Origin of the sequence: Chryseobacterium urinae (assembly GCF_030518295.1) — a bacterium.
Classification (GTDB): Bacteria; Bacteroidota; Bacteroidia; order Flavobacteriales; family Weeksellaceae; genus Chryseobacterium; species Chryseobacterium mucoviscidosis.
In genome coordinates this window covers 95,904-110,201 of sequence record NZ_JAULSJ010000007.1, presented here as the reverse complement: position 1 = coordinate 110,201, position 14,298 = coordinate 95,904, and the positions used below count along the sequence as shown (strand labels likewise).

13 protein-coding genes are annotated in these 14,298 nt (G+C 37.1%); 9 read left to right on the top strand and 4 right to left on the bottom strand.

Annotated elements, in window-relative coordinates; translation table 11 throughout:
• Positions 1 to 3 precede the first annotated feature (3 nt).
• The 3 genes from QWT87_RS06190 to QWT87_RS06180 form a co-directional block, all read right to left on the bottom strand.
• The gene (locus QWT87_RS06190) at positions 4 to 480 is read right to left on the bottom strand and encodes a peptidylprolyl isomerase (protein WP_302714830.1); all 477 of its coding nucleotides are present in this window, start codon (positions 478 to 480) and stop codon (positions 4 to 6) included.
• A gap of 67 nt (positions 481 to 547) precedes the next feature.
• Positions 548 to 994, bottom strand: coding sequence for a peptidylprolyl isomerase (locus QWT87_RS06185; RefSeq protein WP_302714828.1), 447 nt, complete (start codon positions 992 to 994; stop codon positions 548 to 550).
• Positions 995 to 1,029: 35 nt separating this feature from the next.
• The gene (locus QWT87_RS06180; RefSeq protein WP_302714825.1) at positions 1,030 to 2,064 is read right to left on the bottom strand and encodes an acyl-CoA reductase; all 1,035 of its coding nucleotides are present in this window, start codon (positions 2,062 to 2,064) and stop codon (positions 1,030 to 1,032) included.
• A 59-nt stretch (positions 2,065 to 2,123) separates the two neighbouring features.
• Here QWT87_RS06180 and QWT87_RS06175 point away from each other — a divergent pair, with 59 nt between their 5' ends.
• The 9 genes from QWT87_RS06175 (at position 2,124) to QWT87_RS06135 (ending at position 12,779) form a co-directional block, all read left to right on the top strand.
• On the top strand, positions 2,124 to 2,474 hold the full coding sequence (locus QWT87_RS06175) for a 4Fe-4S binding protein (protein ID WP_034682968.1): 351 nt from the start codon (positions 2,124 to 2,126) through the stop codon (positions 2,472 to 2,474).
• A gap of 124 nt (positions 2,475 to 2,598) precedes the next feature.
• On the top strand, positions 2,599 to 3,663 hold the full coding sequence (serC, locus tag QWT87_RS06170; protein WP_302714812.1) for a 3-phosphoserine/phosphohydroxythreonine transaminase: 1,065 nt from the start codon (positions 2,599 to 2,601) through the stop codon (positions 3,661 to 3,663).
• 114 nt (positions 3,664 to 3,777) lie between these two features.
• On the top strand, positions 3,778 to 4,740 hold the full coding sequence (locus QWT87_RS06165; RefSeq protein WP_302714809.1) for a D-2-hydroxyacid dehydrogenase: 963 nt from the start codon (positions 3,778 to 3,780) through the stop codon (positions 4,738 to 4,740).
• Between the two features lie 3 nt (positions 4,741 to 4,743).
• On the top strand, positions 4,744 to 5,988 hold the full coding sequence (locus tag QWT87_RS06160; protein ID WP_271161170.1) for a DUF1015 domain-containing protein: 1,245 nt from the start codon (positions 4,744 to 4,746) through the stop codon (positions 5,986 to 5,988).
• A 54-nt stretch (positions 5,989 to 6,042) separates the two neighbouring features.
• The gene (locus QWT87_RS06155) at positions 6,043 to 7,449 is read left to right on the top strand and encodes a M20/M25/M40 family metallo-hydrolase (protein WP_302714805.1); all 1,407 of its coding nucleotides are present in this window, start codon (positions 6,043 to 6,045) and stop codon (positions 7,447 to 7,449) included.
• 13 nt (positions 7,450 to 7,462) lie between these two features.
• Positions 7,463 to 8,398 (top strand): hypothetical protein, encoded by a 936-nt coding sequence (locus QWT87_RS06150; RefSeq protein WP_302714803.1) that lies wholly within the window; start codon positions 7,463 to 7,465, stop codon positions 8,396 to 8,398.
• A 45-nt stretch (positions 8,399 to 8,443) separates the two neighbouring features.
• Positions 8,444 to 9,799 (top strand): M28 family peptidase, encoded by a 1,356-nt coding sequence (locus tag QWT87_RS06145; RefSeq protein WP_302714801.1) that lies wholly within the window; start codon positions 8,444 to 8,446, stop codon positions 9,797 to 9,799.
• A 1,189-nt stretch (positions 9,800 to 10,988) separates the two neighbouring features.
• A complete protein-coding gene (locus QWT87_RS06140; RefSeq protein WP_185204394.1) occupies positions 10,989 to 11,729 on the top strand; it encodes a DUF6261 family protein in 741 nt (246 codons plus the stop codon).
• 675 nt (positions 11,730 to 12,404) lie between these two features.
• Positions 12,405 to 12,779 carry a hypothetical protein gene (locus tag QWT87_RS06135; RefSeq protein ID WP_123956621.1) on the top strand — a complete coding sequence of 125 codons (375 nt, stop codon included), beginning with the start codon at positions 12,405 to 12,407 and terminating at the stop codon, positions 12,777 to 12,779.
• Positions 12,780 to 12,876: 97 nt separating this feature from the next.
• On the opposite strand, the gene QWT87_RS06130 is transcribed toward QWT87_RS06135, so the two are convergent.
• Complete coding sequence (locus tag QWT87_RS06130) at positions 12,877 to 13,770, bottom strand: hypothetical protein (RefSeq protein WP_185204392.1); 894 nt, start codon at positions 13,768 to 13,770, stop codon at positions 12,877 to 12,879.
• Positions 13,771 to 14,298: the final 528 nt, after the last annotated feature.

The following is a 14,298-nucleotide window of genomic DNA, read 5'->3' as shown; positions in this document are numbered from 1 at the left end:
GAATTACTTCACAATCTTATACGGTTTTATTCCCATAATCTTTCCGTCTGTTTCAAAAACTGTCGTAATCACCTCTTTGGGTTCAGCGGCTTTATCATCAGAATATTTATACTGAATCATTGGCAGGCTACTTCCGTCAATTAAGGGTTTATAACTGGCTTTGATAATCTGAAACGTTTTGTTCGTCTTTATATCTGCGGCAAGCTTCTGGTAGACAACATCTGTTACCATAGTTTTGGCTTTTTCGGATAAAAGTTCATCCATGGCTTTTCGGTCAGAAACCTTCAGGGCTGCGATAAATTTCAGAAATTTTCCGTTGTAGAGTTCAATCTCCTCCTTGCTAAGACTTAAAGAGGGTTTTGCATCGGTGGCTACATTTGTGTTTGTGTTCTTTTTTGTTTCCGGTTTCACATTTTTCGTCTTTTGTGAAAGAAAAAACGGCGCCGACAAAACGGAAAGAACTAAAAGTATTTTTTTCATTATGCTTAAACTTTTTCAATAAACAATAAACGGAATACACGATTCCGTATTGCTTATCTTTTGTAAATTACCTGCTGTAATCCGGCATTACTCCTAAGATTTTACCGTCATTTTCGAAAACCACAGTAACCAGATCTCTTGGAGGAGAAAGCGTATCGTCTTTATATTTATACTGAATCGTCGGATAAGTTTCGTTATCCAGCAGTTTCTGGTAGCCGGATTTATACACTTCAAATGTACGTTCAAAGCTTATTCCGCCCGATAATTTCTGAATGACATTATCTGAAACAATGCTTTTCACCTTATCTGAAATCAGAGTATTGACGGCTTCTTTATCCGATTTTTTCAATGCATCCACAAATTTCAGAAAATACGGATGATAAAAGTCGATTTTATCTTTACTCAATTCCGAAGTAAGTTCTATTTTCTTGCTTTCAACAACTTTAATTTTGCTTTCCTGCGAAAAACCCGCCTGAAAAGCCAAAGCCGCAACAATCAGAAGTATTTTTTTCATAATAAAATGATTTGCTGACAGCAAGATACAAAGAATTATATTACGGATAAAAATTTCATCGTATCTACATTATCCGCATACGTATTCAACCCCGGATTTTGGGCTTCTCCCAATTTAATGGAATCCAAACCAAGCTCATCTTTCGCCACCACACACTGAATGTTTTCTTCGTTTTCCGAAATAAAACTTTTCACTTCATCCAGAGAAGAATATCTGCTGAAATTGATCACGGAAAGCGGACTGAATAATTTTTCATCTTCCTTCAGCATCACAAAATTATTATCCCAGAATTTATCCTGATTTAAAAGATAAACCGCCCTGTTGTAATCATAATTATTGGCATATTTATTATGATTGATGATCTCCTGAAAATCCAGAAAACTTTCAAATAATCTGTCGATAACAAAATCCTGAGGAATAAAAAGCCGGGTTACATTTCTGCATCCCAAACCGAAATAACGGAAAATATCTTCCGCCAGAAGCTTAAGCTCCCCCTCAGTTTCATCCCCTTTTAAAACAGCGATGGAAGTCCTGTTTTTTCTGATGATATTCAGATGATTTTTAAAATAATATTCCAGATATCTTGCTGTATTGTTGCTTCCTGTAGCAATTACCGCATCAAAATTCTCCAGTTTCTCTACAAATTCAAACGAGACATTTCCTTCCGAAAATTCATTCCATTTCTTTAATAAAAACGGAATCATATATTTATCTTTTGAAGAAAGCTTGATCACCGGAATATGATTGCTCAGCACCACAGAAATTACATCATGAAATCCCACCAAAGGAATATTTCCTGCAAGAATAAGCCCTACTCTTCTTGTAGTCTTTGAAATCTGATATTCTTTCAGCCAGTCGGCAATATTTTCTTCCGTAAGAAGATCCGTCCACTGTTTCAAAGCAAACTTCTGGTTTTCAATGGTAAACCATGGATTTTCAATTTCAGATCGTTTCAGTAACAATTCAAAGTCTGAATCGTTATCATTATAATCCTCCTGATTTTTATTTAAAAAGTCTTTTATATATTGGCTTAGTGTCGTAAGTCCTAAAACTTGATTTTCGGTATTCATAATTGCTTTAAAATTGGGGAATATTTTGTAATTTTGTGCAAATTTAAAAAAAATTAGCGATGGCTATTAAAATAACTGATGAATGCATTAACTGCGGAGCCTGTGAACCGGAATGTCCAAACAATGCAATTTATGAAGGAGCAGTAGACTGGAAAGCTTCAGAAGGTACAGAACTGAAAGGTACCGTAACATTACCATCAGGTCTTACAGTGGATGCAGATGCGCCGCAGGAACCTGTAAGTGATGATGTTTATTTCATTGTAACAGATAAATGTACAGAATGTAAAGGATTCCATGAGGAACCACAGTGTGCAGCCGTTTGTCCGGTAGACTGCTGTGTTCCGGATGAAGATCATGTAGAATCTGAAGAAGCACTGCTTAATAAGAAAGCATTCTTACACGGAGAATAAAAAACTGCCGTCTCATCAATCATGAGGCGGTTTTTTATATACAAAAACTCAGAATAATTCAATAAGAAACTATAAATGAATCTGTAAGAAGAAATTTTTACAGAAAATCCCAAAAAATAATAATATGAGCAAAAAGCACAACTTTAGCGCAGGACCATGTATTTTACCACAGGAAGTTTTCGAAAAATCTGCACAGGCAATTTTAGATTTCAACGGAATCGGACTTTCTCTTCTTGAAATTTCGCACAGAAGCAAAGATTTCGTAGCGGTAATGGATGAAGCACGCGCTATCGTAAAAAGACTGATGAATTTAGGAGATGATTACGAAGTTTTATATTTAGGAGGCGGCGCAAGTCTGCAGTTTGCCATGGTTCCTTACAACCTGATGAAAGTAGGCGGAAAAGCAGCTTATCTGGATACCGGAACGTGGGCTGCAGGAGCTATTAAAGAAGCTAAAAAAGTAGGAACCGTAGACGTTGTAGGTTCTTCAAAAGAAGAAAATTATTCTTTCATTCCGAAAGATTACACCGTAGGTTCAGAATATGATTATTTCCACTGCACTTCCAATAACACCATCTACGGAACTCAGATGAAATCTTTCCCTGAAGTAGATACTTTAATGGTTTGTGACATGAGTTCTGATATTTTCTCAAGACAATTAGATTTTTCAAAATTTGATTTGATCTATGCCGGAGCTCAGAAAAATATGGGACCTGCAGGAGTAACTTTGGTGGTCATTAAAAAAGAAATTTTAGGAAAAACAGGAAGAGAAAATATGTTCTCTATTCTGGATTATGCTCAGCATATTTCTAAAGAATCTATGTACAACACACCGCCGGTTTTCCCTGTTTACGCTTCTCTGTTAACGTTACAGCATCTGGAAAACAATGGTGGAATTGCCGCTGCGGAAGGCAGAAACGAAGCAAAAGCAAAACTGTTATACGATGAGATCGACAGCAATCCTTTATTTGAAACATTCTGCGTAAAAGAAGACCGTTCTTTAATGAATGTATCTTTCAAAATTACAGACGAGAGCAAAAAAGAAGAATTTGATGCGGCATGGAAAGCTGCGGGAATCAGCGGACTGAACGGACACAGAAGTCTGGGAGGTTACAGAGCTAGTTTGTACAATGCTTTGCCGATTGAAAGCGTACAGGTTTTAGTAGATGTTATGAAATCCATAAAATAATATAAATTATTAAATTTCAAATACTTAACAAATATTTAATGTTATTTTAAATTTTCTTAATTTGCGTGACTGTTTAAATTTTGAACCATTAAATATTTAAGTCAAAATAAAACCATGAAAGTTTTAGCCAACGACGGAATTTCGAAAGCAGGAGAACAGGCACTTAAAGATGCCGGAATTGAGGTTCTGGACAACAGAGTTGCACAGGATCACGTCATTAATTTCATCAACGAGAATAACGTGGATGTTCTTTTGGTAAGAAGCGCTACCAAAGTAAGACAGGATCTCATTGATGCCTGTCCTAGTCTTAAAATTATCGGAAGAGGCGGAATCGGGATGGATAATATCGACGTGGAATACGCTATTGATAAAGGAATCTACATCATCAATACGCCGACTGCATCCTCAAAATCGGTTGCAGAATTGGTGTTTGCACATTTCTTTTCACTGGCAAGATTTCTTCATGAATCCAACAGGTTAATGCCTTTGGAAGGAGAAACCCACTTCAACGCTATGAAAAAATCCTTTTCGAAAGCATACGAACTTTCAGGAAAAACATTGGGTGTTATCGGCTTTGGAAGTATCGGACAGGAAGTTGTAAAAATGGGAATTTCTCTGGGTATGAAAGTGAAAGTGCTTACCAGAAAGCCTAAAACAAAAGTTCTTACACTGGAATTTTTCGACGGACAAACTGTTAGTTTCGAAATTACTTCCACCAATAATATGGATAAATTCTTAAAAGATACAGACTTCATCAGTCTCAATACGCCGAAAACAAACGAATATATCATAGACACGCCACAGTTTGAAAAAATGAAAGACGGAGTCTACATTGTAAATACTGCAAGAGGAGGTGTGATGAATGAAGTTTCCCTGATAGACTTCATCGAATCCGGAAAAGTTGCCGGAGCTGCACTGGATGTTTTTGAAAAAGAACCCACTCCGGAAGTGCTTCTGCTGATGAATCCTTCGCTTTCCCTTTCTCCGCATGTAGGCGGAAATACCGTGGATGCACAGGAAAAAATCGGACTCGAGCTTGCAGAACAGATTATTAAGATTAAAGAAACTATAAACTAAAATATGCCTATTTTTAAACCTTTTCGTGGAATAAGACCTCATAAAGACTATGAGAGCACCTTCCCTACTCATCCTCTGGACAATTTTACGCAGGAAGAGATCGCGGAAAAAGCTCAGGTGGAAGACACTTACATCAACATGATAAAGCCTTATGTCGTAAGTAAATCCAAAGATATCGACAGGAATTTAAGGAAGATCCGGTCGACTTTTGAAGAATTGATGGAAGAGAAAAAACTCGTTCAGGACAATTCTGCGTACTATCTTTATGAACAGATTTATCCCAACAAACAGGTTTTCAGAGGGCTTCTCGGTTTGGCGAGCATCGAAGATTTCTGGAACGGAAAAATCAAGAGACACGAAAGTACCATTCCCCAGAAAAAGGAAAAACTGGCTCATTATCTTGAAAAAGTAAATCTTCAGGCAGAACCTGTACTTCTTACCTATCCGGCGAATTCGAAAATCGAACTGCTGATGAACCATGAGGAGAAAAACGTTCCGATCTTCAATCATGTGGATACCAAAGGAATCCGTCATAAAATCTGGAGAATCGATAACCGTTTAAAATTGCAGCAGTTTAAGGAAGTGATCGATCAGATCGATTCTTTTTACATTGCAGACGGACACCACAGAATTGGTTCCACTGCACTGAACGCCAAACATCAGAAAGAAAAAAACAAAAGACATAACGGAACGGAACATTACAATTTCGTGTACAGCTTTATCGTTTCCAACCAGTCGATAAAAATCCACGATTACAACAGAATCTTAACCGATCTTAACGGTCTTTCGAACGAAGAATTTTTAAAGGAACTGGAAAAATATTTCCTGATCCACGAAAAAGGAGAAACGGCATATTTTCCTTCCCAGAAATTCCACATTTCGATGTATATGGACGGTAAATTTTACTCCCTTCACGTAAAGCACGACCTTCGTTCTCAGGAAATGTCTCTGGATAATCTGGATCATCATCTTTTAGACAAATACATCTTTAAAGATATTTTAAAAATTGAAGATCCGGACAGCTCGGAGAAAATTTCTTACGTAAAAGGAACTTCCAATATTGAGGGAATCAATCATCTTAAAGAAAAAGTAGACAACGGAGAAGGTAAAGCAGGATTCGGAATCTACCCTGTAAGTTTTAATGATATGATTAAAATTTCAGACCTGAAACTCAGCATGCCTCCGAAATGTACTTTCATTGAGCCTAAATTGGTTACCGCACTATTAATGTACGATATGAAACCTTAAAAATTACTATTTTTTCCCTACTTTTATCTGCGGAAAAGAAAAGGTAAATAAAAAATGAAAAAAATATTCATTATCATTCCACTCTTTTTGGGTGGATTTTTATTTTCTCAAAAAAAACCTCTTAAAAAGCCGGTTAAGAAAACTGCTGTCGGCGAAAAATTCAATTACCACGATGAATTTAAAAAGATTTCCGACGAGATCATGACCAACGGAACGGCGTACGAAAATCTGGGACAGCTTACCAAAGGAATCGGGCCGCGTTTCAGTGCAACGCCGGGTTACATGAGGGCTGTAGACTGGGCAGAAAAAAAACTTAAAGAAATCGGGATCGATATGATCTGGAGAATGGAAGCCAAAGCTCCGGTCTGGATCAGAGGAAAAGAATCTCTGCAGATAAAAACCGCCAATGGAGACTGGAAAAACATCAGAATGCTTTCTTTCGGAAATTCTGAAGGAACGGGCGGAAAAGATCTTACCGGTGAAATTGTACTCATCAATTCTACCTCAGAGCTTAACGCCATGTCGGTGGGACAACTGAAAGATAAAATCGTTTTTGTGAATCTTCCGATGGATCCAAAGATCATCAATACAAGCGATTCTTATTTAATCACTGCAAAATCCAAACTTATTTCCGCTTCCGTCATTGCTAAAACCGGAGCGAAAGCATTAATTATAAGATCATTAACCACGGCTTCAGACGATACGCCACACGCAAAAATGGTGTATTACGAACCGGATGATAAAATAAGAATTCCCGCTTTATCCATCGGAGTAAAATCGGCTGATGAACTGGAAAAATTATTAAAAAACCAGAAAGTTACCGCTAAACTGAATATGACAGCCCAATCCAAAGGCGACACCACCAATCCGAATATCATTGCTGAAATTCAGGGTAAAAAAGATTCTAAGGTAATTGTTTTGGGTGCGCAGCTCGACTCATGGGATTTCGGAGAAGGAGCAATTGATGACGGAACCGGAGTCGCGCAGTGTATTGAAGTTTTAAGAACATTCAAAGCTTTAGGTCTTGAAAATAACCACACGATACGCGTTGTTTTCTACGCGAACAGCGAAAACGGCGGACAGGGGCGCGAAATGTATGCAGCGTACGTGAAGAAGAAAGATGAAAAGCACATTTTTGCACTGGGAACCGATGCAGGAGGCTATTCTCCGAGAGGATTTTCTCTGGATATGTCTCCGCAGAGAAGAAAACAGATTTTCGAATGGAAAAATTATTTTCTTCCTTACGGCGTTTACGATTTTGACCAGACAGAAGCCATTCAGGATATTTCTCCTTTAAAGAAAATGGATATTCCTTTGGCTGAGCTTGTGGTAGACACGCAAAGATATTTCGATTATCATCATTCCGAACAGGATACATTTGATAAGGTGAACAAAAGAGAGCTTCTTCTCGGGGCGGTGGCGATGACGCAAATGATTTTTATGATTGATAAAAACTGGTAAATACTTTTGGGGAATGAATATTTTCGACGACTTGATATCAAGAAGTAACCTCAATGGTTTTAAAATCATAAAAACAGATTACATTCCGGAAAAACAGCAGATTATACAGCTCAAGATAAAACAAAATTCTGAATTGTTTTTTGAGGTATTAGATCTGAAGAATCTTATTATAAGGGAAATTTTACTGGATGAAAAAATCTCTTTTACACCGTACAGCAGAATAGAGTTTCATCCGGTTGATGAAGATAATTTTTATCTGAGTGCTGGTTCTTGGCATTTAAAAATAAATTCTGACGGAAAAATTGCTTTAAGAAAGCCAAAGCAGTTCGAAAGTGTACACATTTTAAAAAATTATATTTTTCGGGAAGATTTAACCCTCACAGACCTGAAAGATTTTAAGGAATATGATTTAACGAAATTTTTTGATGAAAATTTTGATGAATATGAATTTATGTATTTTTACTATGAGGGTAGGTCTGAATTTTTTTCTTCATCCGACAGCAATATTCTCACAGTAACGCTCTATTGTAAAGACCGTGACGACCCAAAATTTCTGCATGTTGTTTTAAATATACATTCGCATGATCATATTGATATTTTATATTCTGAAAAAATAGATCAGTTGGGACATCATTACGTTATCAATGAAAATCTGCAGGAGCTTGCTTTTGAAAACTATTTAGCGGATGATAAGAATCTCTGCATCCGGAAATTATCCAACGGGAGCTTTAACCATTCTAAAAGCATTAAAATTGAGGACTTTTCGGAGCTTATCTTTTTTAATGATGAAAAATTCATACTGCTTTTTGATGAAAAAATTGAGATCTGGGAAAGAAATGAAAACTGTCTTTTAAAAAGCATTCCGATTGACCGTGAATCTTCATATAAATTGGCAAAGAATATTCTGTTGTACATAAAAGATACAAAGCTGAATTATATTGAATTTTAAAACGAATTCAATAACCTACATTTAATTAATCATTGGATATTTAAAATGAAAAAGATATTAGGAACAACTTTAACACTTCTGGGCTTGACGGTTTTTGGTCAGGCAAAAGAAGACTCCATACAGTTTGCAAAAATTTCTACGGAAATACTAAATAAAGGAAAAGCATACAACGAACTGAGAGAATTAACCAAAAATATCGGTCATCGTCTCAGCGGTTCAGCATCCTACGAAAAAGCCGTAATATGGGCAGAACAGAAGCTTCGTGATGCAGGAGCCGATAAAGTCTGGCTACAGGAAGTAATGGTTCCGGTGTGGGTTCGCGGAAAAGAATCTTTACACATCAAAACCTCCGGCGGAAAATGGAAAAGCTTAAAAATGCTTTCTCTGGGAAATTCTGAAGGAACAGGAGGAAAAGATGTTTCAGGAGAAATTATCATGGTGAGATCCATGGAAGAATACGATAAACTTTCGCCGGAGCAGGTGAAGGATAAAATTGTGTTCTTCAATTATCCTTTCAGCCAGACGTATATAGAAACTTTCAGAGGATATGGTGATGCCGCAAAATACAGATCTACCGCTGCTTCATTAACGGCTAAAAAAGGTGGGAAGTTTGCGATTATCCGTTCTCTTTCCTCTGCCTTTGATGATGTTCCGCATACAGGTTCCATGCGTTATCAGGATGGTAAAAAAATTCCTGCTGTTGCGGTTGGAAGCACAACGGCGGACGAACTGGCAGAACTTTTAAAATCACAGAAAATTACCGCTAAACTCAACTCCAACTGTGGCATGAAGGGCGAAAAACTCTCCCACTCTGTGATCGGAGAAATTACCGGAAAGAAAGATAAAAGCGTAATCGTTGTCGGCGGACATCTGGATTCGTGGGACGTGGGTGAAGGCGCCCATGACGACGGTTCCGGAATCGTACAGAGCATTGAAGTTCTGAGAACTTTTAAAAATTTAGGCATCCAGAATAATCACACCATCCGTGTCGTTTGTTTTGCCAATGAAGAAAACGGCGTAAAAGGCGGCGTTATGTACGGTAAAACGGTGAAAGAAAATAACGAAAAGCATCTTTTTGCCATAGAAACGGATGCCGGAGGATTTACCCCAAGAGGAATTTCCCTTGATATGGATAACGAAAAAAGAAAGCAGATCCAGAGTTGGGCAGACCTGTTTTTACCTTACGGAATTTATGATTTTAAAAATACCTATTCCGGGACAGATCTTTATCCGCTTCATGATCTGGGAATTCCGACCGCGGAACTGGTTCCCGATTCTCAGCGGTATTTCGACATCCACCACACTGAGGAAGATACTTTTGAAAAGGTAAACCGAAGAGAACTTCTGCTCGGAGCAAGTACTCTGACGCAGATTATTTATATGATTGATAAGAACTGGTAAAATATCATACACAACCGCTCTTTTAAGGGCGGTTTTTTTGTTTCAAATTTTGAAGAAGAGACTCTTCGACAAGCTCAGAGTGACACTGCGAATACTAACTGTGTTATTTAAACAATGAAAGATTGTTTTTAGTAAAACCTTTAACGTTACATTATCATCCTGAAAGGATCTCAACGATACATTGAAAACTTTGTTTAGATGCTTTCAGCATGACATACTGTAAATAAATCATCGCCAATTGTTCTAAAAGTTATTTTATTTTTTGGTTTCTCGCAGATTGTGCAGATTGCGCAGATTTTTTTCAATGTAAAATTGTTTGTGCTTTCTCAAATGTTTTTACAGCTTTTTTGTCATCCTGAAAGGATCTAAACAATGATTTAAAATAACAGAGATCAATAAATAAAACATTCAGAAAAAGAGACTCTTCGACAAGCTCAGAATGACAACGCGAATACTAACTGTGTTATCTTAGCAATAAGTAATTGTTAAAGGCTATTTTAACATATAAAATGATTAACAATCCTATGTCATTCTGACGAAGGAAGAATCTGAAAATATACGATCTTACTAAATGATGACAGAGACTCTTCGACAGGCTCAGAGTGACACTGCGAATACTAACTGTAATATCTTAACAATGAAGAATTGTTTTTAGTAAAACCTTTAACGTTACATTATCATCCTGAAAGGATCTCAACGATCAATTGAAAATTTTGTTTTAATGCTATCAGCATGACATACATAAAAAAATCAATCTATATATGTACAGAATAATAACTGTTCTCTGTTTTGTACAGGCATTATAAGAATTTTTATATTTTTGATGAAACTCTTTGAAAGAGAGCATGGCAACAAAAAATAAAACAGCACAGGAGAATAAAAAAAGCTGCCGGAAAGTTTACAGAAAAAACATAAAATTCAGGATTGCATTATCGGAAACTTCCGAAAGTCTCATCCTCTTCGGGTTCTCTCCGTCGGAATTTCCGACGACCCGAAACTGTTTTGGTTTGCGCCGCCGGAGATCTCCGAAAGCTTACTTTGATAGTGGTTTGCCCTGCCGGAATTTCCGACGATAAGAACCTCTTACAGTTTGCCGTCGGAAATTTCTGAAGATAGAGAAAAAAAATATCCGCAGACTCAGTAAGACCCTGATCCTCTGTGGCAGATATAATAATAAAATATAACGCACATGAAAAAACTAATTTCGATGGATGCCACAAAACTGCATCATGCCGAATTCGGGCAGCTTATCATCCGTTTCTATGAAGATTTTGCAGCTTCTGCCCTGAATGCAGAAACAGACCCGGATTTTAAAAGAATGTACGATGCCATACAGGCACAGATTCCCACGTATAACAGCGCACTCGATCAGATACGTGCCAGTGAAGAATCTAAAAAAATCGCTGAACTGGACGATATTCGTGATGCCGACATGCAGGCGCTGAGAGATGCCATAAAACCGTACAGAAACGCTAAAACAGAAACCGAAAAGAATGCCTATGCTTTCGTAAAAATTCTTCTGGATCAGTATAAAAATGTGCAGGACGATTCTTACGAAGAAGAAACCATCCGCCTGAATACAATGCTGGAAAAGCTGCTTTCTTCAGAATACAGCGCAGCGGTTTCAGCTTTGGGGCTGGTAAAATTCATCAATCATCTGGCAGAATCCAATACGGATTTTAATGATCTTTTTTCGCACCGTTCTTTTAAGACTTCCCAGAAACAGACCTATGATGTCAAGATGCTGAGACAGACGCTGACCACAGATTACAAACAGATGTGCAATTACATCGCAACGTTAGCCGATGTGAAGCAGGATATTTTTTATCAGAATGTTCTGGCGATCATTAATAACGGCAGGAATTATTTTGCCAATATTGTTCTGGCAAGAAGACAGGGAAAAAAGAATAATGATCCTAAAACAGATTAATCTTAAAACCGCTCTTTTAAGGGCGGTTTTTTTGTTTAAAATTCTGATGAAGAGACTCTTCGACAGGCTCATAGTGACACCGTGAATACTTATTACGATATTTAAACAATGAAAATTGTTTCGTTATTTTCTTTGGTAACATCATTAACACAATTATGTCATTCTGATTGAAATTTTGCGAAGCATGATGGAAAGAAGAATCTTTTTGAATGATCTCACGCGGATTTTGCAGATTGCGCAGATTTTTTTCAATTTAAAATTGTTTGTACTTTCTCAAATGTATTCCCATCATTTTGTCATCCTGAAAGGATCTCAACGATACATTGAAAACTTTGTTTAGATGCTTTCAGCATGACATACCGTAAATAAATCATCCTCCAAATGTTTTAAAAGTTATTTTATTTTTTGGTTTCTCGCTGATTGAGCAGATTATGCAGATTTTTAACTTAATCATCTGTTAAATTTGCAGAATCTGCGGGAGATAATAATCCAAATCCTTCAGAAAAAGAGACTCTTCGGCAGGCTCAGAGTGACACCGCGAATACTATATGCAATATTTAAAACAATGAAAAATTGTTAAACATTTTTCATCCACTGAAGCACTTTAAAATAAATTTTATTCCGTATCTCAACTCTCAAAAAATTATCCTACTTTTAGCCCCTAAAATAATAAACATGAAGAAACTCATTTTTGCATTCTGCATGATCCTTGTATGCAGCAGCCAGATCGTAATGGCGCAGTCTAAAGCCAAAACAAAAGTACAGACTACGAATAGTTCCAAAGAATCCATCTTAAAAGCAATGTATAAAGACATTTCTGAAAGCATGGTAAAAGAAGGAACCCCTAAAGAAAAGGCTGAAAAATTTGCAGACTGTCTTACCAAAGATCTTGGAGCAAAATTAACCACTGACGAGCTTAAAATGCTGGACAAGCTGAATGCGATGAAAGACAAAAAAGAAAAGGAAGAACTTGCGAAAAAAGCAGAAAAAATGGGGATCAGAAAGAAAATGGAAACCGTGGGTGTTAACTGTGGATCGATCCTGAAATAGTGACAATTCCCAACAATCTGTAAAATTCTTATTCACTAAAAAAACAGACGGTACATTCATTTGTACCGTCTGTTTTTATATTTCTTTAAGCTGATTTCTACACAAACTCATTCGTGTCAGCTTTATATTTTTTGTTGAACAATCCTGCCTGTTCCAGCTTCTTCAAATGGGCTTTCAGTCCGTTGATTCTTGTCGGATAGTGGGTGTTTCCTATCGTACACAAATTCTGGAATGCTTTTTCGTGACTGTCGGTATCCAGCGCATAACTGATCCTGTCATACGTTCCTCTTCCCTGATGCAGAATATCGCAGATCATAAAACACACTTTTGCAGGATAACCGTTCAGATTCAGCCTTTTGCTGTATTTTTTCATATTTTCTTTATACAGACTGATGGAATGCTCTACCTGTACCCTTCTGTGTTTCGGGTCGTTGGAAGCCCAATGGATAAATCTTGCCGAGCAGATGAGTTCCTGCTGTTCCACTTCATTGGTGGTAGGATTCAGATATTCCATCAGCTTTTGAGAACTGCTGTCGTTTTCAAGCTGAGAAGTGGCTCCTGCATCATTTTTATAGAAAATGCGGTCATTAATCAGGCGAAGTCTCGGGAAGTATTCCAAAGCATTTGGTAAGGTAAGCAGTTTTCTGAAAAATCTTACAAAATCTCCATTCGGAACGTGTGCCGCAAACTGCATGAAACCGAACGTAAAGTAAGCTCTGTCATAGGTATTCAGGCAGAGAAAAGAGCCCTGACTTTCCACTTTCGCGGTAGCCTCGATAAAGTATGCCCAAAAACCGAATTCGTTCACATAATCGGCGGCATTGTACACGAGATTATTAGAAACCGAAACATTGTAAAGTCCGAATCTCTGTTCATATTTCGTCTTGTAAGCCACGAAAAATTCCGGATCTGTAAGACCGGTTACTTTTGCATAATACGCGGTTTTTCCTGTGGAAGTAACTGCGGAACGGATTTTAAAATCGTAAGCCATAGTTAAAAGTTTTAAATTTAGTGTACTGCTAAGGTAAGATTTCCCTTTTATTTATGGAATACTTATTTCGGGTGATTTATTTACAGTATGTCATGCTGAAAGCATCTAAACAAAGTTTTTAATGTATCGTTGAGATCCTTTCAGGATGACAATGTAGCGTTAAAGGTTTTACTAAAAACAATCTTTCATTGTTAAGATATTACAATTAGTATTCGCGGTGTCACTCTGATCCTGCCGAAGAGTCTCTATCATCATTGAGTACAACTGTGTATTTTCAGATTCTTCCTTCGTCAGAATGACATAGGATTGTTTATAATTTTATACCTTAAAACTACCTTTATCAATTATTCATTGTTAAGATATTACAGTTAGTATTCGCGGTGTCACTCTGAGCCTGTCGAAGAGTCTCTTTTTCTGAATGTTTTAGTCATTGATATTTTAAAATTAATTGTACTATGCTGAGATCCTTTCAGGATGACAAAAATGCTGTAAGACATTGAAAGAGTACAAACAATTTTACATTGAAAA

What these genes read in the sequence shown, in the direction of transcription:
- QWT87_RS06155 (WP_302714805.1), top strand. Translation starts at nt 6,043, where the DNA reads ATGAAAAAAATATTCATTATCATTCCACTCTTTTTGGGTGGATTTTTA.
- QWT87_RS06150 (WP_302714803.1), top strand. Translation starts at nt 7,463, where the DNA reads ATGAATATTTTCGACGACTTGATATCAAGAAGTAACCTCAATGGTTTT.
- QWT87_RS06165 (WP_302714809.1), top strand. Translation starts at nt 3,778, where the DNA reads ATGAAAGTTTTAGCCAACGACGGAATTTCGAAAGCAGGAGAACAGGCA.
- QWT87_RS06180 (WP_302714825.1), bottom strand. Translation starts at nt 2,064, where the DNA reads ATGAATACCGAAAATCAAGTTTTAGGACTTACGACACTAAGCCAATAT.
- QWT87_RS06145 (WP_302714801.1), top strand. Translation starts at nt 8,444, where the DNA reads ATGAAAAAGATATTAGGAACAACTTTAACACTTCTGGGCTTGACGGTT.
- QWT87_RS06130 (WP_185204392.1), bottom strand. Translation starts at nt 13,770, where the DNA reads ATGGCTTACGATTTTAAAATCCGTTCCGCAGTTACTTCCACAGGAAAA.
- QWT87_RS06190 (WP_302714830.1), bottom strand. Translation starts at nt 480, where the DNA reads ATGAAAAAAATACTTTTAGTTCTTTCCGTTTTGTCGGCGCCGTTTTTT.
- QWT87_RS06160 (WP_271161170.1), top strand. Translation starts at nt 4,744, where the DNA reads ATGCCTATTTTTAAACCTTTTCGTGGAATAAGACCTCATAAAGACTAT.
- QWT87_RS06135 (WP_123956621.1), top strand. Translation starts at nt 12,405, where the DNA reads ATGAAGAAACTCATTTTTGCATTCTGCATGATCCTTGTATGCAGCAGC.
- QWT87_RS06175 (WP_034682968.1), top strand. Translation starts at nt 2,124, where the DNA reads ATGGCTATTAAAATAACTGATGAATGCATTAACTGCGGAGCCTGTGAA.
- QWT87_RS06185 (WP_302714828.1), bottom strand. Translation starts at nt 994, where the DNA reads ATGAAAAAAATACTTCTGATTGTTGCGGCTTTGGCTTTTCAGGCGGGT.
- serC (WP_302714812.1), top strand. Translation starts at nt 2,599, where the DNA reads ATGAGCAAAAAGCACAACTTTAGCGCAGGACCATGTATTTTACCACAG.
- QWT87_RS06140 (WP_185204394.1), top strand. Translation starts at nt 10,989, where the DNA reads ATGAAAAAACTAATTTCGATGGATGCCACAAAACTGCATCATGCCGAA.